A 26,234-nucleotide genomic window follows, 5' to 3' on the forward strand; every position below is an offset into this window, starting at 1 on the left:
GTATTCTTAACTAATTTTATAATAATTACGATATATTTTAAAAGGAGATTTAAAGAAAATCTGAAAAAATCAATGGTCAGGGCGTTGATTTTTAATAGTATAGTTACTGTTTTTTTCTTTGGTAACTGTATATTTGGGAGATAAGTATGGAAAATTTCTTTAAATTTTTTGGACTGAAAGACGATCCTTTCAGGGTCACACCTGATATTGAGTACTTCTATATGTCTCAGGCTCATAAAGATGTTTTAGATGCCCTTGAGTATCTTTATCATACAGGTGAAGGGTTTGCTGTCATCATAGGAGAACCCGGGACAGGTAAGACAACAACCGTTAAAAAGTTCTTAGCAAACCATCCCTATGAGATACTGTACGCATATATTATCTTCCCCAGCTTCTACCCACTGGAGATGCTTAGGGCTATACTGAGAGAGTTTGGCGTTAAGACCTCACCTGAAGAGGCAGAAAGTGATCTTTTTGCCAAATTAAAGGAATTTCTGATAAAGAAAAAGGAAGAAGGTCATAAAGTTTTTATAATCGTTGATGAAGCACAGAATCTCCCTATAGAAACTATGGAGGAGCTAAGGATACTGTCGAATCTTGAGACTAACAGGGAAAAACTACTCCAGATAGTTCTTACAGGACAGACGGAACTTGAGAAAAAGATAAATATGCCTGAGCTCAGGCAGTTAAAAGAGAGGATAACAGTTGTAGCAAAACTTAGAAATCTTGATTTTAATGAGACGGTTGATTATATAAAGTACAAACTTGAAAAGGCTGGAAACCCTAAGATCCATATACCATGGTATATATACAGGCTCATATTCAAGTACTCTCAGGGTAATTTCAGAAAGATTAATCTCATAATGAGAAGAACATTAATGGCCGCATATGTTGATGAGAGTAAAAAGATCAAATACAAACATCTAAAAGAGGCATTAAAAACCCTTGGTTTTTATGAGGAAGCCAAGGAAAAGAAAAAATTAAAATATCTCGCCCTTGCATCTGTAATTCTAGCCATTTTACTTGGACTTACAGGAACGTTCTCCTGGTTCCTGTACGCTATAGCAACCGGTGAGAAAAAGATAAATTCTGAGCCTGCTCAGTACAAGAATATGACCAAAACACAGCATACCCAGCATCTAAAAGCTGAAACCAGAGGGGAAAAGAAAAAAGTACATCCACCGCTGAAACCTGAAGAACAGATAAAGGAGTTTATTAAGAGATGGAAAAACTCATGGGAAACACAGGACTTTTTAAGATACATCTCTTATTACTGTAAAGATTTTAGATGGGCCGGTGGAGGAATTGAAAAATGGGAAAAATACAAAAGGAAGACGATACTCAACAAAAAATTTATAAAGATATACATAAGCGATATAAAGATCAGAAAAATCAAAGAGAACAGATGGGAGGTTATATTCAAACAGGAATACTTTTCAGATAAAATAGATGATGTCACCTTGAAAAAGCTGATTATTATAAAAAGTAATGGAAAGTACTGTATAAAAGAAGAAAGAACGATCAGGAGGATTAAGTGAGATATCTGAGGGTAGTAATAACATTAATAGCTGCGGTGGTTTTAGGTTCTTTCAGTTATGCTTCACAACCTACTATAGAGGAAGTTCTCAAGCAACTTGAGGCAAAAAATATTGATAAAGCTGAGGAGCTTGCAAGACAGCTTCCATATGAGGAAAGAATAAAGCTTAATATCATTCTATTACTTCAGGAAGGGAGAAAAGCTGAGGCCCAGAAACTCTTTTCAAAGATATCAGAGAAAAACAAAGGTGTTTTAGAAAATGTTATATACATACCTGAAGGCAGTTATGCGATTGTTGTAAGTAAAAGTAGACAGAGACTTAAAGTTATAAAGTTTGTAAATGATCTTCCTGTTGAGGTTCTTGAGCTAAGATCAATAACAGGGAAAAGACCGGGAGACAAGTTGAAGGAAGGAGATCAGAGAACTCCCAACGGTGTTTATTTTCCTGTTAAATACCTGACAAAGCTTGCGCCGATGTACGGTGTAGGTGCTTTTCCATTGAACTATCCAAATATACTTGACAGGAAGTTTTTAAACAAAACAGGAAATGGTATATGGATCCATGCTTCTGATAAGCCTGACAGACCTTACTTTAGCTCAAATGGATGTGTTGTTCTGAATAATGAAGATTTCAACAAATTAAAAAGATTTATAAAACTTAAGGAAACACCTGTGGTTATCGTTGAGGATTTTGAGTATACAGATGCCGGATCATTTAAAGAAAAACAGATGGCACTTATATACTTCGTTTATCAATGGAAAAGGGCCTGGGAAGAAACAGCGAAAGGAAATCTTGACAACTATTTCTTCCTTTACTCAGAAAGGTTTGTCTCAAAAAAGGGCAACAAAGAGCAGTGGATGAGATATAAAAGAAGAATATCAAAGCTGAAGGACTGGATAAAGATAGATATAAAAAATCTATCAATACTTAAAGACGGAAGAATGCTTGATTTTGGTAATATATACGTTGCAACATTTGATATGAATTACAGATCAAATAACTACAACTTTAAAGGTAAGAAAATACTGTATATCATCAGGGAAGATGGGAAATGGAAGATCTTAGCAGAAGAAACTTTATAAGACTGGCTGGATCATCTTTATTACTGCTATCTTTAAATCCTGATGAAGTTTTTGCAAAACATAACAGCAAACTCCATTTCAAACTTCCACCTAAGCCTCTCCAGTACTACATAAAAGAGGGTAAAGAGAAAGGTGGGAGAGTTCTTATAATAGGTGGAATTCACGGAAATGAACCGGGGGCATACAAAGCTGCAGATATTCTTATGGATCTTGATGTTAAAAAGGGAACTGTTGCTGTTCTACCAAGAACTAATTTCGTTTCTGTTCTTGCAAATGTGAGAGGATACAACGGAGATATGAACAGAAAGTTTCACAGAATATCCAGGAAAGATCCTGACTACAGATATGTATCATTCATTAAAGATTTTATAGATGATTTCAGACCTGATGTGGTTCTTTCACTTCACGACGGTTACGGCTTCCATATAAAGAATAAAAAACACTGGGGGCAGTGTATAGTTATTGATGCTGTTAGCTATAAAGGATATCCCCTTTACAGCACAGCAAAATACGTTGCAGATAGGGTCAATAAAAAAATAACTAAGAAGCACTGGAAGATACCTATCCACAATACAGACACGTTTAATAGATACACAAAGTATAAAGAACAGAGGAAATCCTTAACATACTATGTACTTTCCAAGTGTAATATTCCTGCATTCTGTATAGAGGCTTCAAAACAGCTACCAGATCTTGAAACAAAAACAAAAATGCATCTTATGATGATAAAAGAGTTTCTTGAGATCTTTAATGTTGAGCTTGATCCCGGTATAGATCACGTTCTTTCCAACCTGAGTTCCTTTATAAACAGAAAAAGAGTGTACTCTGTCAGGTTAAATATAAATGGTAGAACAGAGATCATTAACTCATCTAAAACAATAAAGGTTCCTGCAGGGAGCAGGATAAGATTTGAATCCGTCTATGGAAATAGAGGAAGTTTCGTAATTCCCGAAGGGGTAAATCTGAACTACTCAGGTTTTTATTACTCAAGAAATATAAGATTCTTCCTTAAAGATGACTATAAAAAAGTTTTTACCCTGAAGTTTGTAAAAACCTAATGTTTTCTCGGCTTTATATCAACAGTGACATATTTTGTTGATCTGTTTATCTTCATCTCTATAAGTGTTGTGGTATTTGGATAAAAGAGAGATGGTTTTTCATCAACTATCTGTCCATTTTCAGTCCTGAGGAGAATTATATTTTTTAGTTTTTCAGTCTCATAGTATATTCCCTCGTCAACGCGGGGAACGTATATTTTCATGCTTAAAACGATATCCGAACCTAAAGATTTACAACATTCTTTTATCTCATTTTTTAACTTTTTAATACCAACTATAAACCTTCTGAAACTTGGATCAGTTGAGTTATTATGAAACTCATCTGTTATAAGCTCATGAAATCTTCTGCTCCAGTACTCTTCTTCAGCAGAGATCTTCTTTTTTGTAAATTCTCCATTTCTTATGTACCTTCCGTTGTACTTATAAACGAAGAACTCTATGGTGTAATCTTTTATAGGTTTATTATGGTCATCAACCGCTCTAACTATGAACTGCTGGTAAATCTCCCTATTTTTGAATGTTTTTTCTGTAATCTCTTCCAGCTCTTTTTTAAATTCTGCGTACTCCTCAGGCTTTTTTATTTTGATAGCTCTCAAAACCAGATCTGCGATCTGTGATTTCCTGCCAGGTTTTATATCATCAACTATTGATCCATGATCATAATTTCTTAAAACGGCAAAAGCTGTATCAAATCTGTAATCCTTTACATAAACATCTACAGCTTTGCCTTCCCTTGAGAAGTCAAGTATAAACTTTACTGGATTGAGATTTGTTCCGCAGACAACAACCGTTCCATCTGTTCCTTTTTTGTTAACGAGTTTTCTAAGACCGCCGTATCCTTTGTTACCGACAAATATAAATGTCTGTATCTGATTCCTGTTGTAATAAGGTCTTTCCTTAAGTAGATCCATATGGGCAAGCTTCCACTGGTAAGGACTTGCAAGCTCAAGACCATTTAAAAGTCTTCTTCCTACCTCAAACATATCTCCAAATTTGTACCTGCCTTTAAAAACCATACCTAAAAGCGATTTTCCATAATGAGCTAAAGGAGATCCAAAGTTAGCAGGGGCGAGCATTATTATCTTTTTAACAGGACATTTATCTATACGGTGTCTGTAGTACTCTGCTATAAAATGTCTGATCACTAAACCACCTGTTGAATGGACTATAACATTGAGATCAACAAGTTTATTTCCCTCTTTATCTATGAAGCCTTTTTCTCTGAATCTGTCGTATAGTCCATCTATAACATCTTCGTAGGTTACATTGTCCTCTCTTGATTCATAATCAGCGTAGTATATGGTATCAACAGATCCGATACCATTTTTAATCAGGAATGCTTTTACATCTTTGAAGCTTTCTGAACAGTCGCTCCAACCGTGAAGGATAAGGGTTATCTCTTTCATTACTCCCTCCCCCATATTTTTAATTTCATATCAGATTAATAATTTGTCAATATACTACGAATAAATTTTTAAGAATCTTGATTTTTAAAAGAAGGATTATTACTATTAAACATGCCAGTTAAACGGATTCATGGCAACTGAATATGCTATTATGATGCATTTTGAGTAAGAAAGACTAAGATTTTTAATCCTTGATAATCAACATTTATAAGATAATGCTAATAAGTATAATTGCATTACTACAGGTTTAATGCAGATTACTTATTTTTGCAAAGATGTATAGAAGCGGAATGATCTTTCTCTAAATGGCTTTATAACTTGCTAAATGGCTTATTTTTTTATATCGATAGAATAGTGGGTTTTCTTTGAACCAAGTGGGATAGAAAGTTAACAACATCTGTTGCTGTTACTGCAGTTACATCTGTAGTTTTCTTTGAACCAAGTGGGATAGAAAGGTATCTTCTTCTGCTTCTATATAAGATATAGTTTTACCAGTTTTCTTTGAACCAAGTGGGATAGAAAGAAGCGTGTATCTTGTGGTGTAACGAAATTGCGGGATGTTTTCTTTGAACCAAGTGGGATAGAAAGGTGGAAAGGTTTAAATTTTAATTAGTCCACTGGTGAAGTTTTCTTTGAACCAAGTGGGATAGAAAGTTGGAAGTATAACATTTTTAGGCTTTGAAACTTCATCAGTTTTCTTTGAACCAAGTGGGATAGAAAGTTTCACTCCGGTGGTGTTATCGCTCATTCTGGAATGGTTTTCTTTGAACCAAGTGGGATAGAAAGACCAGTGATGACGAAAGACTTGCAAGGTTCTGGGCTGTTTTCTTTGAACCAAGTGGGATAGAAAGGCAGTTCTTAAAGCTCTGGAATCTATGAATGCAAAGTGTTTTCTTTGAACCAAGTGGGATAGAAAGACTTCCTGATTCTGTTTCAACAACATCCTGCGAAATTGTTTTCTTTGAACCAAGTGGGATAGAAAGTTTTTCATAGCTACCCAAATAGGCTTTGCTACTGATGTGGTTTTCTTTGAACCAAGTGGGATAGAAAGTCTGTTTTAGCAGGGATAACAGTTTTATTAACATTTGTTTTCTTTGAACCAAGTGGGATAGAAAGCAGCAACAGGTTCAAGTATTTTCTGTATTGCTCCAAAAATGTTTTCTTTGAACCAAGTGGGATAGAAAGTGTATGTATACCTGTTCTCCTTTTTTGTACTCTACAGTTTTCTTTGAACTAAGTGGGATAGAAAGTGAGCGTGTGTTTGCACATACGCAAACACACAAGAAAGTTTTCTTTGAACTAAGTGGAATAGAAAGAATGGAAGTTGGCTTCCTCATCAATTAATGATACAGGATCAGAGACTTCTTTTATATTTAGAGAATCAAGGATCTCTCTAACAATCTGTCTTTTTACAGCTTTTTCTTCAGGGGTTTCATTCTTTAGCTTTTCCTCTAATTCATTGATAAATTCCTCTATTCTCTTCTCTGTTTTCTCCTGTTTTTCTCTTATCTCTTTGATTTTTTTCTCAATTAAATTATTGACTTCCTGAAGGCTAGTATTCTCATCAATCTTGTCAATCCCAATACTTCCCTTTAAAGTTTCCTCTTCTGCATCCGTAAACTCATAACCAGATCCACTTTCCAAAGCATTATTAACGCTTTCCTTTATCTTCTCTAATTCCTGAAGAATCTTATACTCATATGAATCTGGCTCTTTGTTTCCCTCACCATTATCTTTTTCTGTATCGCCCTTCTTCTTTTTCACACCTTTTACGGTATAAAGTTTTTCTTTAATTTCTTCTAATTGTCCATCTTCCTCTTCCGACAAATAAACGGCAAGTAATGCTTTTGTTATATCAGGATCATTTCCATACTTACTGGAAAGATCCATTATAGATTCAATCATATTTAAGCCGTATCTATACTTTCTGTTATCAATTAAAAACTGTTCTGCTTTTTCTCTTCCCTCACTTGATATATCATTTACCATTAAGTTTGAAATCCTATCAAAGACATCAGATAGGACAAGGTATGAATAATTAGCCACTGAAAACTCAAGAGCTTTTTTTACATTGAGATAATTCTCATAATTGCTTTCAGGAAGTCTCTCCAGTGCTTTTTTACTCTTGATAACACTTCTTATTCCAAATAATGTGGTCTTTCCAGTCGAAGTATCTATTATAAATTTCCCTTTGGACAGACTTCCAAAATCTGCAACATCACTCTCATCTCTTTTTAAGTTTGCTACCACACCAAGAAGTACATCATTTTCTATAGACTCTATCTTCTCTGCCTTTTCTAGATTATCACCTCCCTGACCCTCCAATAAACTTTTTTCCTTTTTTAAAGCAGATAAAATCTCCTCTTTTTTTCTCCTGTAATCTGAATTTATATGCATTAGGACTTTATTTGCCATTACCGTACCTAACGAAGCACTGGTCCACACATAATCAGCAAATTTTTCTGTACTATTAGTAGACAGAATTAACTGTCCAAAATTCTCTGGCTTATCCATTTTTAACACCCTTTTTGATTAATTGAGGTTGAAACTTTTTCTATTATAAACACCGTATCTTTTACCAATCTCATTCATAGACACATTGGCAGGTTCGAATACTACATCAATAAACCTTATATCTGCCATACCATTACCATTTGAATTCTCTATTATTCTCAGTTGTTCTTTGATCATATCAGGGTATAGAGTGTAGTACTGTCTATAGGCAGCACTTAGTTCGTCCTTGGCTATTCTCAACTCTTTCTTTGAATAAAGCCGATGTATAGCACCAAAAAGCAATCTGTTTTCTAAAATATCATCAGAAGGTAAAAAATCTTCACATCTTAAGTTTTCTAAAGTTTCAGATATTACCTTTTCCATCTTTATCTCCTTATATCAATTTTTCTTATTTCACTGCTGGCTAACTTTTTTAGGGATCTTTTTCCCTTTGAAGTCTGGATTGTCTTCATAAACTTTGCTTGCCATAATCTGTTTTCGTTTCTTGAACTGCTGTATTACTTGGATCTGTCTGGCTATCTTTTCTCTCATTTCAATCTCTTCTTTGTTCTGCTTCGGCAGTTCAATGGCAAGCCTGTCTATTTCTTTAAGCATATATTCAAGTAGACTATTATCATCCATTTCCAGACTATAGAACCTTGCCCAGTCTATTACATCTCTACCGAAGTAATCTGTTTCTAGAGGATCTGCACCTCTCTCCAGAAGCCATGTAATTAGTGCCTTTTTGCCATTGATTAATTTTTCCTCTATTATGTCTGGGTTTGTACGAAAAAATTCAGAGGACAAAAACCTTTTTACACTCTCTTCTTGAGTCTGCATTCTTTTATATCTATCTTCTTCTAAGCTTTGTTCTATATTCATAGATCCACCAACCGTCCTAATAACATCAGTTCCAACACTTTTCGTTTTAATCAACCTTCCTATATATCTTCTTGACATAAAAACTGTATGCAAGGGGGTCAATCCCATTGATTTCTCTTTTATATTAACATCAAGTAAATGCAAAAATCCCATTGCAAAAGCATATCTGCCCTGCATAATCAAGAGATGTACTGCATGGTGTCCTGCACTCGTGTACATCTCATCTATTTTTAAACCACTTGTTACACTTTTTTCTAGTATATTTCCAATTCCTCGTGCAAGTTCTTCCAATTCCTGCTTCACTTCCTCAAGGGGATAAATTGAATAGTCTCTTGATTCTATGCCTTCTTCATCTTTATAGATGAAATTCCAAAAGATAGTCTTGTACCTTTCCTCGTCTATTTTTCCATTTTTAGGCTTAGGCAACATTCTATAATAATATTCACTTAACACCCCTTCATTAACCCCTTCCTGATCCAGCCATCTGTCACTCATTTACTCCACCTCAACTTTTATAGACTGTACCTAATTTATGTTAAAACTTAAAACAGATTCATTAAATTTGCAAGCTATTTTTTTGCACTAAAAAAATAATGCAACTTTCTTCTAATCAAAAGCTAATTTGTTAACATAGCATCCTTGATCTTCTGGATTGCAGGTCCATTTACATATCTCATTATTACGGATCTGTCTTTTATATAGAACCTCTTAGCAAGGATTGTTCCACTATCTAACCTTAAAAGATAATCAACCGTTTCGCCAGCAACTGTCATTCTAAGAAGAACGAAACCAACACCGTCTTTTTCTTTATAAAAGACCTCACCCACATCTCTTTCTTCCTGTGTATACTCGTCAAAAAACCTTATGTACCCCTCAAGTTTAAATCCAAATTCAAACCCTTTTGCTGATTCTGTCCAGTTCGATGGATTCTCCAAGTAGTAGGTGCCGGTATCTTCATCATAATACTTATACCCAAGAGATTTACACCCAGATCCATACATTCCAACTTTATCGCATGTTGTTTGAGGGTCCTTACTTACTCCATATAGAAAGGAATACAGACCATAAGAAGATGGGTCACAGGTTGAAGCATAGTTATAAAAATAACCTGTAGAATAGTTGTAAGTGTAATTTACAGACAAAGAAGATATATAGGGGTCCCCACTATCGTCATAAGCATAGCTTTCTGAACAGGAAGGAGTTTTAGGTGGAATTAGATAATACTTATTTTTGTTCGATGTCTCTCTAACAAAATAAAGTGGAACTCTCTCAAGAATTACTGCATTATCTTTTGAATCATATGTAAATATATCAAGAACACTTGAATGGTTATAGCCAATCTCAAGATCTGCCTGATATTTTGAGAAGAAAATATCACCTGTGGCTTTAGCTTCCCCTCTAATTATATATAGCACATCCCCTTCAGAAAAAGAGATGTTAAAATTAGGAAGAATATTATCTCTAAACAGATCCCTTGACCTGACTACACGATTTGCAAGATCCTCTTCCCTAATGTTTGTAATATTTAACTGCAAACCTCTATTGTATGATGCAATTAAACTTCCATTATCAGAAATTATATATGTCCCAACCTGCTGTAAGGACTCGTTCAGTGGAATACTGGTCTTGTTTACGTTTACTTTGAACTAAGCGGGATAGAAAGGCTTTATCAAGAAAGATAATATCATTTAACACTTGTGTTTCTTTTGAACTAAGCGGGATAGAAAATTAGTATTCTTTACGTTTGATTAGGATGATAGAAAATCGGTGTAAAAAATAGACGCCCGCCCGCTTCCCTGCTCGCAGCGGGTCTGGTGCCGGTAGTTCACTGGAGGCAGGGTCTCCACCTACCAGCACTCCCATTAATAATTATGAGAAAAAATAAGAAAATTTCAATCATAGCTAGAATGAATTATTTAACACATTATATCTGGAATATTGGCAGGAATATTTAGAAACGGGGCTGTTATCAAAAATTCCAGCATTAGACTCGATTAAAATTAATAAGAAGACAGACTACTCAATACTTAGAAAGCTCAATTTTTCTAATATCTCTATTCCCCTGTAATCTGTTAGATCAAGTCTTATCGGCGTTATGGAAACATAACCTTCCCTGACAGCCGTATAATCTGTTCCTCTCTCACATTCCTCTTCAAGTGCCTCTTCGCCGCCTATCCAGTAATAAACCTCCTTTGATGGAGATATATATTTTTTTATCTCCTCTCTGTATGCTCCTCTTCCCTGTCTTGTTAAGAGAAATCCTTTTATCTGATCTATCTTGATATTTGGAAATGTTACATTCAGGAAAACTTTTTCAGGAAGACCTTTATGAAGAATCTGTTTTACTATCTTAATAGCAAGATCAGCCATCCCTTCAAAGTCTGGATTTTTTGATGATGCAGGTGAAAATGCTACAGAGGGAATACCGAACATAGTTCCTTCTCTCGCTGCACCTACAGTTCCTGAGTAAAAGATATCATTTCCAAGATTTGGTCCTGTGTTTATTCCTGAGATCAGGATATCAGGTTTTTCTCCATTGAGAATGATATGATACCCGAGATGAACACAGTCTGCAGGTGTTCCATCAACTATGTAGTAAAAGTTTTCCTCAAGTTTTTCTATTTTTAAAGGTCGTGTGAATGTAAGCGAATGGCTTGTTCCTGACATATTCCTGTCAGGGGTTACGGTTATAACTTCAAAGTTTTCATTCAGAAGTTTTTTCCTGAGAGAGAGAAGACCTTCCGATTGATAACCGTCATCATTAACAAGTAGTACTCTGTACTTTTCCATAAAATTTTTATCCCCATTCTGTTTTCAGCTGATTATTATATTTGATTCGTGGAAAATAATCTATTTAAAAGTCGGAGCGAGCGGACTCGAACCGCCGACCTCTGGCCCCCCATGCCAGTGCTCTACCGCCTGAGCTACGCTCCGAACTATTTTGATAAAGACTCTTTTAGATGCTTCCCAGCTTTAAAAGATATACCGAATCTTTCTGGAATCAATTTTTCTTCTTTTGTTTTTGGGTTTCTTCCTATTTTAGGAGCTCTTTTCTTGACTATAAATGTTCCAAATCCTGAGATCTGGACTTTATGTCCGTCTTCACCTGTAACAAGCTCCTGTATGATTTTTTCAAAGATTGCATTGACAACGTCTGATACATCCTTTTTTGATACTTCCGGATTTTTATTTTTCAGTATCCATTCAACAATTTCTGCTTTTGTCATATCCTTCGCTCCGATAAATGTTTTTTAAAAATTTATAATATTATAACTGATTGAGATAGGAATTTTTATACCTGATATAGTTCTGATATGACTTTTCAAGCCACTGTATCTCCTCTTCTGTCAGTTTTCTTTTGAATTTTGCAGGTGATCCTGTCCATAATGATTGGGGTTCTATCTTTTTGTTTGGTGTTACAAGTGCGCCAGCACCTATGATGCTTTCCCTTCCAACTACTACACCATCCATAACTGTTGCAGACATGCCTATCAAACATCTGTCTTCTATTGTGCAGGCGTGGAGCATAACGTTATGTCCAACAGTAACTTCTTTTCCAATGATTGTTGGATATTTTTTATGGTCTACGTGAATTATTGTCCCATCCTGTATGTTTGTTCTGTCGCCAATTCTTATATAGTTAACATCTCCTCTTATAACAACGTTATACCATATTGAGCAGTCCTCTCCAATCTCAACATCACCTATGATCACGGCATTTTCAGCTATAAATGCAGAGGGGTGGATTTTGGGATACTTACCTTTATAAGGCTTAATTATCGCCATTTCCTTCCTCTTTATGTTTTTTTATGAATTTATAACCAACAATAAAGTAAAGGGCTGTTATGGATATCATGATAAGTGCAACTATGCCTATATACAGGAACTCCATCTACTTTCCCTTGTAAACAGCTTTTCCGGTTTCTGTTTCCCATATTGTTACAGATACAACCTTTATCTCATCAAGAAGGCCAGCTTCTCTCAGTTTATCTTCTAAAAAGTCATATATGTATTTTGCAAGTGCTTCTGCTGTTGGACAGAAATCAACTACTGTTAGTTTTAAAAAACCAAAGTTTTCCTTGAATTTTGGAAATAGAGGATCATTTTTGTCTATTATAAATGAGTGATCAAGCTGGTTGTCTATAAGATCTTTTAGGGCTGATTTTATATGGTAAAAATCTATTACCATCTCCTGCTCATTTAATTTATCAGATCCTACAGTTACTTCAACTTTATAACTGTGACCGTGAATGTTGATACACGGGTTAGGTGGTATCTCATCAGCCATAAGTTTTGCACCTTTACCAGAAGAGAGATTCTGCTTCCATACCCTGTGTCCTGCCTCAAATTTAAATCTTTTTGTTATCTCATATCTCATCGGATTATCCCCTAAAACTGTATTTTATGTCCATCAAAAACAGGACCTTCATAACATACTCTCACATAGCTGTTACTTTCAGTATCTTTAACAACACATCCTATACAGATACCAAAACCGCATGCCATCTTACTTTCCAGTGAAAGATACGCAGGTGTTTCTGTCTTTTTTGCCACTTCCATAACAGCTTTCATCATTCCCTTTGGACCGCAGACCATAAGTGCTGTGTTTTCCTTCTCTTTTATCAGGTCTTCAAGATCCTTTGTTACAAGGCCTTTTATACCGTAACTTCCATCTTCCGTATATACGATAACATCATCCTTAAACCCGTTTTCTTCTATCCATTCAAGCATTGAAAGCTGTTCTTTTCTTCTTACACCGTATATGGCTTTAAATGATCTTCCTTTTTCTTTCAGCCTTCTCATGAAAAGAGAAAGGCCTGCAAACCCGATACCACCACCTACGAGTATGTAATGATCAAAGTTCTCAGGAAAGAAGTTCCTACCAAGTGGAGCGAGAATGTTTATCTCTTCACCTTCCTTTTTTTCTGTAAGAGCTCTGGTTCCCTTTCCGTAAACATCATAAAATATGAGAATATCATCTCCCTGTATATCAGCTATAGCAAAAGCCCTTCTCATCATTGGATCATAAAGATAATCCTCAGATGATCTTACCATTACAAATGATCCTGCAGGTGCATCTTTAAGTTCTGGAGCTTTTACTCTTAGGAGCCATGTTATACCTGAAATATACCTGTTCTCAACTATCTTGTATTTTCTGTCATATATCAACTGTTTTCTCCTGGGATTGTTTGTGAATAATATTTTATAACACTTTTGGAATGGTAAGTCTGGATGAATTTTGAAAGGGAAGGGGACTACGGTCCCCTTTTATATTAGTACTTTCTTTCCTGAGGTTCGTACTTGGTTATTCTAACATCTATGTACTCTACTTTTGGGCCATCTTCTGTGTAGTATGAGAGAGAGTGTTTCAGGAAGTTCTCGTCATCTCTCTTTGGATAATCTCTTCTTGCGTGAGCTCCTCTTGACTCTTTTCTCATCTCAGCTGTTATCGCTATTGCTTCCGCAAGATCAAGAAGGAATCCAAGCTCAAGGTAGTTTATAAGTGCTGTATTGAAAAGTTTTCCGCTATCACCAGGTGCGAGATTTTTGTATCTCTCTTTAAGCTCTTTTATCTTCTCTATAGCCTCAAGCATAGGCTTTTCTTCCCTGAATATACCTACTTTGTCCCACATTGTCTGGGCCATCTCTATTCTTATATCGTTTATATTTTCTTTACTCTCTTTCTTCAGAAGTTCCTCTATCTCTTTTCTTGCCCTTTCCTCTTCAGCTTTCAGGTTAAATGTTGTATCTTCAGGTTTATTTCTTGCATACTCAACAGCTGCTGCTCCTGCTGGTTTTCCAAAGACAACAAGATCAAGAAGTGAGTTTCCGCCAAGTCTGTTAGCACCGTGAACAGAAACACAGGCACACTCACCAACAGCGTAAACACCTTTAACAGGTGTCATAGAAGTTTTGTAGTCCTCTACATGTATCCCACCCATTGAGTAGTGAGCTGTTGGTCTGACAGGGATAGGTTCTTCTATCGGATCAACACCTTCAAAATCAATGGCAAGCATCCTGATCTGAGGCAGTCTCTCTTTTATCTTTTTAGCACCGAGATGTCTAAGGTCAAGATGGACGTAAGCCATCATTCCTTCGCCCCATCCTCTACCTTCAATGATCTCAGTTTCCATAGCTCTTGCAACCATATCCCTTGGGGCGAGCTCCATCTTCTCAGGAGCATACTTTTCCATAAATCTCTCGCCTTTGTTGTTTATAAGATATCCACCTTCACCTCTAGCTCCTTCAGTAACAAGTATTCCAGTTGATCTTAAACCTGTTGGGTGGAACTGGACAAACTCCATATCCTTTAGAGGAATTCCTGCTCTGTAACAGATAGCCATTCCGTCACCTGTAGAACCGATAGCGTTTGTGTTTCTTACCCAGTAAACCCTTGCATAACCACCTGTAGCGAATATGACAGCTTTTGTCTGGATTGCATGAACTTCACCATTTCTTATATCTATAGCTATAACACCTTTTACTTCACCATTGTCAACGATAAGCTCTTTTACAAACCACTCATTCAGAAACTCAACATCATTTCTGAGACACTGTTCATAAAGTGTATGCAGTATAACGTGACCGGTTTTGTCAGCAGCGTAACATGTTCTTGGGAAACCTGCACCACCGAAAGGTCTCTGTGCTATTCTTCCATCAGGAAGTCTTGAGAATGGAACACCTAAATGCTCAAGTTCATAAATTCTCTTAGGAGCTTCCTGACACATATATTCTATCGCATCCTGATCTCCCAGATAGTCACTTCCCTTAACAGTATCAAAGGTATGAACTTCAGGGCTGTCTGAGGCGTCAACGTTAGCAAGGGCAGCGTTTATTCCTCCCTGTGCTGCACCTGTATGGGATCTTGTGGGATATACTTTCGTTACTACACCAACCTTTACATCTTTTGCTTTACTTGCTTCAAGGGCTGCCATCAGTCCTGCACCACCAGCACCTACAATCAAAACATCATACTTAAGCATAAGAACCCTCCTTACATAAAAACTAAAAGTTTTGTTTTAATTATAAATCAACAAAAAAATATTTTCTATAATTGAGATTAATTATCATGTGAAACTCATTCTATTCCAAGCTGTTTTAACCTTTTTATCCCTTTATCTCCTATATCTCTTCTGTAGTGTGCACCCTCAAAATGTATCTTTTCTACAGCTCTGTAAACCTTTTCTTTTGCTTCTGTCAATGTTTTCCCTGTTGCTGTTACTGTAAGAACCCTTCCACCAGAAGTTACCAGATTTCCGTCTTTTATATCTGTTCCAGCGTGGAAGACAACTATATCAGGATCTTTTTCAGCATCCTCAATTCCTGTTATAACTTTGCCTTTCTCATACTTTCCTGGATATCCTGCAGATGCCATAACAACGCCTATTGAATAATCCTCGCTCCACTCAGGTTTTACACTTTCTATTCTTCCTTCAAGTATATCCATTATATGCTCTACAAGATCGCTTTTTAGTCTTCTCATTATAGGCTGTGTTTCAGGATCACCCATCCTTACATTAAACTCAAGAACGTTTATCCCTTTTTCTCCAATCATAAGTCCTGCATATAGAAATCCACACAGCTCCCTTCCTTCGGACTGCATTCCCCTTAATGTTGGATACATTATCTTTTCAAGTATCTCCTTTTCTATCTCAGGTGTTACAAGAGGGGCTGGGGAGTATGCACCCATTCCACCTGTGTTAGGTCCTTTATCGTTATCAAAAACCCTTTTATGATCCTGTGATGTTGCCATGGGAACGAGCTTGTCACCTTTTACCATCGCTATGTATGATGCTTCTTCTCCTGTGAGGAACTCTTCTATAACTATTCTCTTACTTGCCTCTCCAAACCTGCCGCCAAACATATCCTTTATTGTGTTTACTGCCTCTTCCTCTGAGTTTGCTATAACTACACCTTTGCCTGCTGCGAGACCGTCAGCCTTGATAACGATAGGAGTACCCATCTTTTTAACAAACTCAACGGCCTCATTTTCGTTATCAAATGTCTCATAGAATGCGGTTGGTATCCCGTACTTTTTCATAAAGTTTTTTGCAAAAACCTTACTTGCTTCAAGAATCGCAGAGGATCTCCTGTGGCCAAATATTTTCAGTCCTGCCTCCTCAAAGGCGTCAACAATACCTTCTGAAAGAGGTTGCTCAGGACCAACTACAGTGAGGTCTATCTTTTCTTCTTTGGCAAACTTCACAAGATTTTTAATATCTGTAGGTGATATATCTACCTTTCTGGCTATCTGCCATATCCCGGCATTACCTTTTGCACAGTAAAGCTCTTTTACAAGTGGACTCTGTTTTATCTTCCAGGCAAGAGCATGTTCTCTACCACCGTTTCCTACTACTAAAACCTTCATCTACACCTCTCCTGTATTCTCTTTTGTTATTCTGTTATTAAAGAAGCCATAGCATCTTCTTCAAGCTTTGTTATGTAGCTGTAGTCTTCCCTTTCTTTGATCAGGTAAAAGCTGTTGTCAGAAACGAGAACCTCAGCAGCCCTTGGTCTGACATTGTAGTTTGAAGACATAGAAGAACCATAAGCACCAGCACTCATAACAGCAAGATAGTCTTTTCTCTGGACATCATCAATCTCCCTGTCAAGGGCGAAGAAATCACCTGTCTCGCATATCGGACCAACAATATCAGCTACAACCTTTCTTTCCTTTTTCTCAACTGAGAGTATATGATGGTAAGCGTTGTACATAGCAGGTCTTAGAAGATCGTTCATACCTGAGTCAACGATTATAAAATGTTTATCACCTTTATTTTTCAGAAAAACGACCTGTGTTATTAAAGCTCCTGCCTCCCCTATTAGCGATCTACCCGGTTCTATTATAAGTCTGAGTCCTGTTGTTCTTACTATAGGTATAACGGCTTTTGCAAGATCCTCAGGTGTAGGTGGATTATCCTCAGGTCTGTATCTTATCCCTATACCTCCACCTATATCAAAATGCTGTAGCTCAATACCTTCTTTTTTTAGTCTGAAAACAAGCTCCGCTGTTTTTTCAACAGCTTCAACATAAGGAGAGATCTCCATTATCTGCGATCCTATATGGCAGTGTATACCTATAACATCAATATTTTTTTTCTTTACAGCTTTTCTGTAAACATTAAGAGCCTCGTCAATATCAATACCGAATTTGCTTTTTCTGAGCCCGGTTGATATGTACGGATGTGTTTTTGGATCTACATCAGGATTTACCCTTATTGATATCCTGACAGTTTTGTTCAGTTTTTCAGCAAGCTCATCAAGAACATCTATCTCCATCTCGCTTTCAACATTAAATGAGAGAATGTTCTCCCTTATAGCATACTCAAGCTCAAAGTCTGTTTTTCCAACACCTGCATAAACTATCTTGTTTGATGGAAATCCTGCTTTTTTTGCCTTATAAAGCTCTCCACCTGAAACTATATCAAGTCCAAGATCGTTTTCTTCAAAGATCTTAAGTATGGAAAGATTGGAGTTTGCTTTTGCTGCGTAGCATATTAATGTGTTGTATTCTTCAAAAGCTTTTTTGTACTGATCTATTCTGTCTAATATAGCCTGCTTGCTGTATAGGTAGAAAGGTGTTCCAACCTTTGAGGCTATCTCCTTAATAGGAATGTTTTCACAAAAAAGCTGATTTTCTCTGTAATAGAAATACCTACTAAATCCTTCTTCCATCTAAATCTTTTGCCTCCAGATTAAACTTGGTTTAAAATATATATGATAAATAATACTACGAGTTTTCACAAGAGAGTAGAACTTTGGGATTGGAAATTAAAGGTGTAACTATTCCAGCTTTGATGATAAAGCTGGACAAAAGCAGATCTTTTGAGGAAAATCTTGAGGAACTTGAAAAAAAACTCTCATCAGCTTTTTTCCAGGGTTCTGTTTCTGTAGTTGATCTTTCAGATATGGAACTTTCTGAGGATCAGAAGGAAAAGATAGAAAGCATCCTCAAAAAGTACAATTCCAAGGTTTTAGGTTATAGAACATCAGACAAAAGATCTGAGAAAAGGTCTATCAGTAATGTTTCTGAAAAAAAATCTCTGAAGATAATAAATAAAACTCTCAGAAGCGGGCAGAGAGTTGAGTATGATGGTGATATCCTTATTATAGGGGATGTTAATCCGGATGCTTATGTTATAGCTTCTGGGAATATTATAGTAATGGGAACACTTAGAGGTATCGTTCATGCAGGAGCAAATGGTGATGAGACAGCTGTTATAATGGCCTTAAAGTTAAAACCACAACAGCTAAGGATAGCAAGTTATCTCACAAGATCACCTGATGAGATGGAAGAACCGGAATATCCAGAAAAGGCATATATTGAAGATAATCAGATTTATATTGATAAAATTTGAAATACCTTTGAGGTAAAAAATGATGGAAGAGAGAAAAAACGGTAAAAACGCAAGGGTTTTTGTAGTAACCTCAGGTAAAGGGGGAGTAGGAAAGACAACTGTAACAGCCAATGTGGCTACCTCCCTTGCAAAGATGGGCAAAAAGGTTCTTACAATTGATGCTGATATAGGACTTAGAAATCTTGATATGATACTTGGACTTGAGAACAGGATCGTTTATGACATTGTTGATGTTGTTGAGGGTAGAGTTTCACCTGAAAAAGCTTTTGTTAAGGATAAAAGAGGACTCTCTCTCTATCTTCTCCCTGCTGCACAGACAAAGGATAAGGAAGCGGTGAAACCTGAACAGCTTGTTGAGATAATAGAGGCAGTAAGGGAACAGTTTGATTATATATTTATAGACTCTCCTGCAGGTATAGAGGGAGGTTTCAAGACAGCTGCAGCTCCTGCAGATGAAGCACTGGTAGTCACAAATCCAGAGGTTTCTTCTGTCAGGGATGCTGACAGGATAATAGGTCTTTTAGAGTCTATGGAGAAGGAGAATATAAGACTTATAGTAAATAGAATAAGAGTACACCAGGTTAAAAAGGGAGAGATGTTATCTGTAGAAGATATAGAGGAGATACTCCACATACCGAAAGTTGGAATAGTCCCAGATGAGGAAAAGATGGTTGATTTCACAAATAAAGGGGAGCCTATAGTACTTTATGCTGAAAACTCACCGGCTGGAAGAGCGCTTATAAATATAGCAAGAAGACTGGAAGGTTTTGATGTTCCATTTGATGAGCTTGAGGTTAAGAAGGGGTTCTTAAGTAGATTATTCGGGAGGTAATTATGTCTATTTTAGATTTTTTTAGAAAGAAAAAATCTTCTGAAGTTGCTAAAGAAAGGCTTATGATGGTTCTTTCCTATGAGAGGAAAGGTCTTCCTACTAACTTCGCCGAGCTTCTACAGAAGGATCTTATAGATGTTTTCTCAAAGTATCCACAGTTTGATCCAAATAAAATTGAAGTTGAGATAAAAAATGAGAATAATGTATATGAACTCTGGATAAGTATTCCATTTGCAAAGGAAAGTGGAAGTAGATGATAAGAAAGCTAAATAGTAATAAACTGACTGTAGCCCTTCCTAAAGGAAGACTATTTGATCAGACGATAGACATTTTCAGAAAAGCCGGCATTTTAAAAGAGGAGATCAACAGCTCATCAAGGAAGCTTATTATTGAAAGTGGTGACTTTTATTTTCTTCTTGTAAGGGCTAAAGATGTTCCAACATACGTTGAAAATGGTATCGCAGATATAGGTGTGGCAGGTGATGATGTTCTTATAGAAAGCGATCCGGATGTTTACAGACCTGTTGATCTAAATATAGGTGTCTGCAGTATAGTTGTTGCAGGACTTCCTGAAAGTAAGGAGAAATACTTTTCAAATCCTACATCAATAAAGGTCTCAACAAAATATCCTAAAGTGACCAAACAGTTTTTTGGGAAAAAGGGTGTTAAAGTTCATATTATTGAGCTTTATGGATCTGTGGAGCTTGCACCTCTTGTAGGTCTTTCTGATTACATAGTGGACATCGTTGAGACAGGTAGAACATTAAGGGAGAACGGACTTGTTGTTATTGAACATATAAGACAGTCCTCAGCAAAGCTTATAGTGAACAGGATAAGCTATAAAACAAGAAAAGAGAAACTTTTTCCAATAATTGAAAAACTGCACAAATTCCTGGATAAAGGAGAGTGAGATGGAGCATATCCATTCTGGTGAAAAAACAAAGGTTATAATACTCGCAGCTGGTAAAGGAACAAGGTTTAGATCTGAAAAGCCAAAGGTTTTACATGAGATACTTGGAAAACCTATGATCTTTTATGTATCTCTCTCTGCAAGATGGATAAATCCTGAACAGATCATATACGTTGTAGGACATAAAAAGGAAGAGGTTAAAAAGGCAATAAACTGTGATAGATGTGTTTATGTGGAACAGGATCAGCAGCTAGGGACGGGGCATGCGGTTGCTGCTGCAAAGGATTATTTCAAGGATTATGACGGCTATGTTCTTATAATGAACGGTGATATGCCCCTTATAAAAGGTGAAACGTTGAAAAATGCTATAAGCTTTATGGATGCCCTTGTCAGGTACGAAGGGGCTAATCTTGGAGATATGGCAGGTTACAGAAATGAAAATATAGCTGGTGTTGTTCTTACAGCATATATGCAGGATCCGACAGGATATGGAAGGGTTATTAAGGACAGTCAACACAGGGTTTTAAGGATAGTGGAGGAGAAAGATGCTTCTCCACAGGAAAGATCAATAAAAGAGGTTAATACAGGGATATACATATTTTACGCTCCTTATCTTGCAGAGGTTATTGATCAGCTTGAGAACGATAATGCCCAGAATGAGTACTACATAACTGATGTGATAAGACTTTTAAGAAAGAAAGGTAAAGAGGTACACTCACTTATCATTCCTGATCCTACGGAGGCTATAGGAATAAATAACAGATGGGATCTTGCCAGGGCTGAGAACATTATGAAAATGCAGTACCTGAGCTTCTGGGCGTTAAACGGAGCTACAATACACAGTCCTGAGACTGTATGGATAGAGTTTGATGTTGATCTTTCTAAGGATGTTGAGATATTTCCTAATGTTATGCTGAGGGGAAGTACACAGATCGGCGAGGGAACTGTTATAGAGTCAAACTGTATCATAAAGAATAGCAGGATAGGTAAGAATGTAAAAATTCTTGCGAATACAGTTATTGAGGACAGTGTTATACAGGACAATGCTGTTGTTGGTCCATTTTCAAGGATAAGAAATAATACCGTTGTAGGATCTGAAGCTGTTATAGGTAACTTTGTTGAAGTTAAAAACTCAAAGATAGGCGACAGGACAAACGTAAGACATCTAAGTTATATAGGTGATGCTGAGGTTGGAAATGATGTTAATATAGGTGCTGGAACGATAACGTGTAATTACGACGGTTTCAAGAAACATAAAACTGTTATAAAAGATAAGGCATTTATTGGAAGTGATACTATGCTTGTTGCTCCTGTGACGGTTGGAGAGGAGGCTATAACAGGATCAGGCTCTGTTATAACCAAGGATGTACCTGATAAAGCTCTTGCAGTTGAAAGATCAGCCCAGAAGATAATCCCAAACTATGCGGAAATTAGGAAAAAGAAGAAGGGAGCTGATGAATGAGGGTGCTTCTTTCACTGATTCTTCTGGTAATGATGGTAGTATCATCAGCTATATCTGAGGAGAAACTGCTTGACAAAATAGTTCTCGTTGTTAATGGAAAACCTGTTTTAAAATCTGAGATTGAGCTTGCTAAAGAGTGGTATGGTGTAAAAAGTGATAAGGAGGCGGCGAAAAAGCTTATAGATCAGATAATTCTCGCTCAGGCTGCTGAAAAGGTTGGAATACATGCAACGCCTACAGAGGTTGATAATGCTATTTTGAGACTTGCGAGGATGAACAGGCTGGGAAGTGTTAATGAATTCAAAAAAAGACTTGAAGAGAGAGGTCTTGTCTTTTCACTCTTTAAGGATCTTATAAAAAGGGAGATAGTTATATCAAAGTTTGTTCATATATACCTTAAGAGAAATCTTTTTGAGGGGATTGAGGAAGGTAAAGCTGTAGATCTAAGGAAGATAAGACTTATATACCTTGATAAAAGTAAACCGGGATTTAATGAGAAGTACGAGATACTTAAAAAGCTTGTAAATAAAGAGCCGTTTGATAAACTTGCAAAAGAGTACTCTGATGATCCTGTAACAGCTGAGAAAGGTGGGCTTTTGGGAGAGGTTAAAAAGGGAGATCTTGTTAAGACGCTTGATAAACCAATATGGGAACATAAAGTAGGGGATATCTTTGAGATAGATACAGATAAAGGTGTCTATTTTATAAAGATAGAGTCTGAAGAGAAAAAGATAGTTCATCAGGAGCCAACTGGAGAAGAGGTTAATAAGAAATTACAGAAAGAGGTTGAGCTTTATCTAAAAAAACTTAAAGAAAATGCTGTGGTAGAGTATATTGATAAATCTCTTGAGGGATAGGAGATGATTAAGGAGTATATAAGGAAGATTACTGAAGGTAAGGATCTATCAGCTGATGAGATGAAGGATCTTTTTAATATCCTTATGGAAGGACAGGCAACAGATGCCCAGATAGGTGCTGTTCTTATAGGTCTCAAGATGAAAGGTGAGTCTGTAGAAGAGATATCATCTGCTGCCCAGATAATGAGAGAAAAGGCCGTAAAGGTTCCTGTGAAGGATAGATCCAGGCTGATAGACACCTGTGGAACAGGTGGTGACAAGGTTGATACATTCAATGTCTCAACGATAACGGCTTTTGTTATAGCAGGTGCGGGAGTTAAGGTTGCAAAACATGGAAACAGGTCTGTCTCTTCAAAATGTGGAAGTGCGGATATTATGGAAGCTCTTGGAGTAAAGATAGATCTGTCTCCTGAGCAGGCTGCTGAGGCTATAGACAGGATAGGGCTTGGATTCCTTTTTGCACCTGTTTACCATCCGGCTATGAAAAATGTTATAAGACAGAGAAGGGAGATAGGTGTAAGAACGATATTCAATATACTAGGCCCACTTTCAAATCCAGCTGGGGCTAAATACCAGCTTTTAGGTGTCTATGATAAAGATCTTGTGGAGCCTGTTGCAAGAGTTCTATCGCTTTTAGGTATTGAAAGGGCTTATGTTGTTCACGGGATGGAAGGTCTTGATGAGGTTTCAATAACAACAGATACTATGGTTGCTGAGGTTGACGGTGGTGATATATCCGTTTACAGCGTAAAACCTGAAGATTTTGGTATTGAAAGAGCCTCTTTAGATGATATAAGAGGTGGAGATCTTGATTTTAATCTACAGATAGCACTTGATATTCTTGAAGGAAAAGATAGAAGCAGGAAAACTGATTTTGTCTCACTTAATGCCGGTTTTGCATTCCATGCTGTAGGAGTTGTTGATTCAGTCAAAGAAGGTATTGAACTTGCGAAAGAAACCATTTATTCTAAAAAAGCCTATGAGATTCTGGAAAAATTAAGAGAATACTCTAAAGGAGGTTAAAGGTGGAACTGGTACTTTCTGGATTTATAGCAGGAGCATTTTTTATCCTTATGATTATTATGTTCTGGCTTGGTTATAAGGAGGCTTACAGACACAAGGTTGAGGATCCTGTTAAGATTGAGGAATTTTATGCAGGTGAAGGCTGGGATAACGATACCCTTTTTGCCTATAAAAAGATCGTTGATACCATTCACAGAGAACTTAATGATGAGGAGCAGAAGTACTTTATGTATCTTGTGGAGGAAGGTTACAGAGGAGACTTCCTTATAAGAAAGTTTTTAGAGTTCTCAAGACAGTTTAAAGAACATCATTAAAGGAGGATATTAATGGCCTGCAGGGAGTTAGAAGGTAAGCTCGCATTTATAACAGGTGGGAGCAGAGGGATTGGAAGAGCTATAGCACTTAAGCTTGCTGAGATGGGATCTGATGTGATCATAAACTACTACAAAAATAAAGAGAAAGCTGAAGAGGTTGTGAAGGAGATAGAGAGTAAAGGTGTTAAAGGATATGCCATTCAGGGTGATTTTGGAAATAAAGATGATATAGACAGGGTTTTCAACCAGATAAAGGAAGATTTTGGATATCTTGATATATTCGTAAGTAATGCTGTTGCATCTGGAAGAGAGGTTGTTGGTGGATTTGCTCCATTTTTAAGGCTTAAAGAGAGAGGAACAAGAAGAATATTTGATATAACAGTTATGGGCTTTATATGGTCTGTTCAGAAAGCTGTTCCACTTATGGAAGGGAGAGAAGGAAAGATAATTGCCATATCATCAACAGGAACAAGGGATTATATGCCTAACTATGCTATACATGGAGCTGCAAAGTCTGCACTTGAGGCTCTCGTTAGATACGCTGCTGTTGAGTTTGGTGAGAAGGGAATTAATGTTAATACAGTTTCAGGTGGTCCTATAGATACTGAGGCTATACAGCTCTTCCCTAACTACGAAGAGGTTAAGGAAGGAACTATAAAGCTTACACCACTTGGAAGAATGGGTGTTCCTGAAGATATAGCAGGTGTTGTTGGATTTCTATGTACAGAAGATGCTAAATGGATACAGGGTCAGACAATAATTGTTGATGGTGGACTTTCACTTGTGAGGGGTCGTTAATTTGGGAGCGACCCTTTCTGTATCATCTCTGAAAGGGAACTTATAGTCATAGATATATCATTTATCTGAGTGAGAAGTTCCTTTTCTATCTCTTTTATCTTTGAAGGTTGATCTATCGTTTCCTCAAACTGTATAAGAAGCTCTCCTATGGCATCAACTATATGTCTGTTCTTTACAAAAAGATCTTCCATGAATATGGGGATATTTGTCTCTATCATAGGCAGTGTAAAGAGTATCCAGGCAAGGGTCTCAGATGTAATGATGGATATATGTTTCAGCAGGTGAGCATCCTCCACCTCATTTATATGCTTTATAAGATCGGTGGTTTTTTTCAGACTTTTTGAAAATCTATCAAAAATAAACGCACTATCCTTTAGTGTAAGCTCCTTTTTCTCATTTATTATTGAGTTTATCTCTGCCTTCTGGCTTATTATGTAGCTCTCTAAATCACCTAAAAGGTACTCAACATAAAGATTATTCTTTCCCATTACTCTTTACTTATGTATTTTTTGATCATACTCTTAATCTTCATCATAGTTTTTGTGTGTATCTGAGATATTCTTGATTCTGTAAGTCCTAAAACCTCACCTATCTCCTTCATAGACAGCTCTTCATAGTAGTAAAGTGTTATAACAAGTCTTTCTCTTTCATTAAGCTTAGAAATTATATCAGAAATGATTTTTTTCAATTCTTCCTCTTCAACATACTTGTCAGGTGTATCGTCATTTATTGATATGATCTGCCACAGTTTCGTATTTGCGTCCTCATCAGATCCAACAGTTGTATCTATAGATATAAGACCGCTGTTTGATATCTTCTCAGCATACTTCATGTACTCCTCAACATCCATACCTAAATACTCTGCGATCTCCTCAGGTGTAGCCTCCCTTCCCAGTTTTTGTTCAACCTCTAAGATAGCAGCCTCAATATGTCTTGCTTTCTGTCTCACGTTTCTTGGAACCCAGTCAAGTTTTCTGAGAGAGTCTATTATCTGACCTCTTATTCTGATCTCAGCATATGTTGATAGTTTAACACCTTTTGATGGATCGTATTTGTTGATCGCATCAATCAGACCAAGAACACCTGTGTTTATCAGATCCTCCTCAGTTACAGTTGGAGGAAGATTCTCCTGCTTCAGGCTCTGGACGATATAGTTGATCTTTGGTAAAAACTCCATGATAATCTCGTTTCTCTCTCTGTTTGAAATCTTCATCTTTTCCT

The 26,234-nt window shown here is 36.8% G+C and carries 26 protein-coding genes, 1 tRNA gene and 1 CRISPR repeat array; of the genes, 12 read left to right on the forward strand and 15 right to left on the reverse strand.

The genetic code is table 11. The annotated features are described in order from the left end of the window. The first annotated feature begins 146 nt into the window (after nt 1-146). Genes PERMA_RS10545 through PERMA_RS06820 form a run of 3 tightly spaced genes read left to right on the forward strand, consistent with a single transcriptional unit; the run spans nt 147 to nt 3,678 of the window. On the forward strand, nt 147-1,538 hold the full coding sequence (locus tag PERMA_RS10545) for an ExeA family protein (RefSeq protein ID WP_012676694.1): 1,392 nt from the start codon (nt 147-149) through the stop codon (nt 1,536-1,538). Next, nucleotides 1,535-2,620, forward strand: a complete 1,086-nt coding sequence (locus PERMA_RS06815; protein WP_012675869.1) for a L,D-transpeptidase family protein — start codon at nt 1,535-1,537, stop codon at nt 2,618-2,620. The genes PERMA_RS10545 and PERMA_RS06815 overlap by 4 nt, the downstream gene beginning before the upstream one ends. Next, nucleotides 2,590-3,678: a M14/M99 family metallopeptidase gene (locus PERMA_RS06820; RefSeq protein WP_012676332.1), complete on the forward strand. Its 1,089-nt coding sequence runs from the start codon at nt 2,590-2,592 to the stop codon at nt 3,676-3,678. The genes PERMA_RS06815 and PERMA_RS06820 overlap by 31 nt, the downstream gene beginning before the upstream one ends. On the opposite strand, the gene PERMA_RS06825 is transcribed toward PERMA_RS06820, so the two are convergent. From PERMA_RS06825 to lysA, 13 genes are all read right to left on the reverse strand, one after another. Continuing rightward, nucleotides 3,675-5,084, reverse strand: coding sequence for an esterase/lipase family protein (locus PERMA_RS06825; RefSeq protein WP_012676954.1), 1,410 nt, complete (start codon nt 5,082-5,084; stop codon nt 3,675-3,677). The two genes, PERMA_RS06820 and PERMA_RS06825, sit on opposite strands and share 4 nt — an antisense overlap. Nucleotides 5,085-5,442: 358 nt before the next feature. Continuing rightward, nucleotides 5,443-6,400: a CRISPR direct-repeat array (repeat unit 29 nt; unit sequence GTTTTCTTTGAACCAAGTGGGATAGAAAG). 1,216 nt (nt 6,401-7,616) lie between these two features. Continuing rightward, the gene (locus PERMA_RS06830; RefSeq protein ID WP_012675559.1) at nt 7,617-7,961 is read right to left on the reverse strand and encodes a hypothetical protein; all 345 of its coding nucleotides are present in this window, start codon (nt 7,959-7,961) and stop codon (nt 7,617-7,619) included. 30 nt (nt 7,962-7,991) lie between these two features. Then, the gene (locus PERMA_RS06835) at nt 7,992-8,954 is read right to left on the reverse strand and encodes an ankyrin repeat domain-containing protein (RefSeq protein ID WP_012675906.1); all 963 of its coding nucleotides are present in this window, start codon (nt 8,952-8,954) and stop codon (nt 7,992-7,994) included. Nucleotides 8,955-9,076: 122 nt separating this feature from the next. Next, nucleotides 9,077-9,994, reverse strand: coding sequence for a hypothetical protein (locus PERMA_RS06840; protein WP_012675930.1), 918 nt, complete (start codon nt 9,992-9,994; stop codon nt 9,077-9,079). Nucleotides 9,995-10,475: 481 nt separating this feature from the next. Beyond that, complete coding sequence (surE, locus tag PERMA_RS06845) at nt 10,476-11,249, reverse strand: 5'/3'-nucleotidase SurE (RefSeq protein WP_015898950.1); 774 nt, start codon at nt 11,247-11,249, stop codon at nt 10,476-10,478. Between the two features lie 71 nt (nt 11,250-11,320). Beyond that, nucleotides 11,321-11,393 (reverse strand) — tRNA-Pro (locus PERMA_RS06850). 2 nt (nt 11,394-11,395) lie between these two features. Further along, entirely contained in the window at nt 11,396-11,686 is a 291-nt protein-coding gene (locus PERMA_RS06855) for an HU family DNA-binding protein (protein ID WP_012676001.1), read from the reverse strand. Nucleotides 11,687-11,726: 40 nt separating this feature from the next. Next, entirely contained in the window at nt 11,727-12,245 is a 519-nt protein-coding gene (locus tag PERMA_RS06860) for a gamma carbonic anhydrase family protein (RefSeq protein WP_012675364.1), read from the reverse strand. 106 nt (nt 12,246-12,351) lie between these two features. Further along, nucleotides 12,352-12,837, reverse strand: coding sequence for a 6-pyruvoyl trahydropterin synthase family protein (locus PERMA_RS06865; protein WP_012676056.1), 486 nt, complete (start codon nt 12,835-12,837; stop codon nt 12,352-12,354). An 11-nt stretch (nt 12,838-12,848) separates the two neighbouring features. Next, on the reverse strand, nt 12,849-13,628 hold the full coding sequence (locus tag PERMA_RS06870; protein WP_015899042.1) for a dihydroorotate dehydrogenase electron transfer subunit: 780 nt from the start codon (nt 13,626-13,628) through the stop codon (nt 12,849-12,851). Between the two features lie 104 nt (nt 13,629-13,732). After that, nucleotides 13,733-15,442, reverse strand: a complete 1,710-nt coding sequence (sdhA, locus tag PERMA_RS06875) for a succinate dehydrogenase flavoprotein subunit (RefSeq protein WP_012675767.1) — start codon at nt 15,440-15,442, stop codon at nt 13,733-13,735. A 95-nt stretch (nt 15,443-15,537) separates the two neighbouring features. Beyond that, the gene (gene purD / locus PERMA_RS06880) at nt 15,538-16,827 is read right to left on the reverse strand and encodes a phosphoribosylamine--glycine ligase (RefSeq protein ID WP_012675742.1); all 1,290 of its coding nucleotides are present in this window, start codon (nt 16,825-16,827) and stop codon (nt 15,538-15,540) included. A 26-nt stretch (nt 16,828-16,853) separates the two neighbouring features. Continuing rightward, nucleotides 16,854-18,134: a diaminopimelate decarboxylase gene (lysA, locus tag PERMA_RS06885; RefSeq protein ID WP_012676382.1), complete on the reverse strand. Its 1,281-nt coding sequence runs from the start codon at nt 18,132-18,134 to the stop codon at nt 16,854-16,856. Between the two features lie 83 nt (nt 18,135-18,217). Here lysA and minC point away from each other — a divergent pair, with 83 nt between their 5' ends. Genes minC through PERMA_RS06930 form a run of 9 tightly spaced genes read left to right on the forward strand, consistent with a single transcriptional unit; the run spans nt 18,218 to nt 25,013 of the window. Further along, nucleotides 18,218-18,817 carry a septum site-determining protein MinC gene (minC, locus tag PERMA_RS06890; RefSeq protein WP_012675278.1) on the forward strand — a complete coding sequence of 200 codons (600 nt, stop codon included), beginning with the start codon at nt 18,218-18,220 and terminating at the stop codon, nt 18,815-18,817. 19 nt (nt 18,818-18,836) lie between these two features. Next, nucleotides 18,837-19,649 carry a septum site-determining protein MinD gene (gene minD / locus PERMA_RS06895; RefSeq protein WP_015899018.1) on the forward strand — a complete coding sequence of 271 codons (813 nt, stop codon included), beginning with the start codon at nt 18,837-18,839 and terminating at the stop codon, nt 19,647-19,649. A gap of 2 nt (nt 19,650-19,651) precedes the next feature. Next, nucleotides 19,652-19,906 (forward strand): cell division topological specificity factor MinE, encoded by a 255-nt coding sequence (minE, locus tag PERMA_RS06900; RefSeq protein ID WP_012676907.1) that lies wholly within the window; start codon nt 19,652-19,654, stop codon nt 19,904-19,906. After that, entirely contained in the window at nt 19,903-20,559 is a 657-nt protein-coding gene (gene hisG, locus PERMA_RS06905; RefSeq protein ID WP_012675950.1) for an ATP phosphoribosyltransferase, read from the forward strand. The genes minE and hisG overlap by 4 nt, the downstream gene beginning before the upstream one ends. Before the next feature lies 1 nt (nt 20,560). After that, entirely contained in the window at nt 20,561-22,021 is a 1,461-nt protein-coding gene (gene glmU, locus PERMA_RS06910) for a bifunctional UDP-N-acetylglucosamine diphosphorylase/glucosamine-1-phosphate N-acetyltransferase GlmU (RefSeq protein WP_012675651.1), read from the forward strand. Beyond that, entirely contained in the window at nt 22,018-22,878 is an 861-nt protein-coding gene (locus PERMA_RS06915; protein ID WP_012675814.1) for a peptidylprolyl isomerase, read from the forward strand. Before glmU ends, PERMA_RS06915 begins: the two co-directional genes overlap by 4 nt. 3 nt (nt 22,879-22,881) lie before the next feature. Continuing rightward, nucleotides 22,882-23,901, forward strand: a complete 1,020-nt coding sequence (gene trpD / locus PERMA_RS06920; protein WP_012676504.1) for an anthranilate phosphoribosyltransferase — start codon at nt 22,882-22,884, stop codon at nt 23,899-23,901. 2 nt (nt 23,902-23,903) lie between these two features. After that, the gene (locus PERMA_RS06925) at nt 23,904-24,215 is read left to right on the forward strand and encodes a hypothetical protein (protein ID WP_012675585.1); all 312 of its coding nucleotides are present in this window, start codon (nt 23,904-23,906) and stop codon (nt 24,213-24,215) included. Nucleotides 24,216-24,227: 12 nt separating this feature from the next. After that, nucleotides 24,228-25,013 (forward strand): SDR family oxidoreductase, encoded by a 786-nt coding sequence (locus PERMA_RS06930; RefSeq protein WP_012676849.1) that lies wholly within the window; start codon nt 24,228-24,230, stop codon nt 25,011-25,013. Here the strand turns inward: PERMA_RS06930 and PERMA_RS06935 are convergent. Together PERMA_RS06935 and PERMA_RS06940 are read right to left on the reverse strand one after the other, a co-directional pair. After that, a complete protein-coding gene (locus PERMA_RS06935) occupies nt 25,010-25,501 on the reverse strand; it encodes a hypothetical protein (protein ID WP_015899005.1) in 492 nt (163 codons plus the stop codon). The two genes, PERMA_RS06930 and PERMA_RS06935, sit on opposite strands and share 4 nt — an antisense overlap. Then, the gene (locus tag PERMA_RS06940) at nt 25,501-26,226 is read right to left on the reverse strand and encodes a sigma-70 family RNA polymerase sigma factor (RefSeq protein WP_012676214.1); all 726 of its coding nucleotides are present in this window, start codon (nt 26,224-26,226) and stop codon (nt 25,501-25,503) included. Before PERMA_RS06940 ends, PERMA_RS06935 begins: the two co-directional genes overlap by 1 nt. Nucleotides 26,227-26,234 lie beyond the last annotated feature (8 nt).

The sequence above is a fragment of the Persephonella marina EX-H1 genome (assembly GCF_000021565.1).
In the GTDB taxonomy this organism is placed as follows: Bacteria; Aquificota; Aquificia; order Aquificales; family Hydrogenothermaceae; genus Persephonella; species Persephonella marina.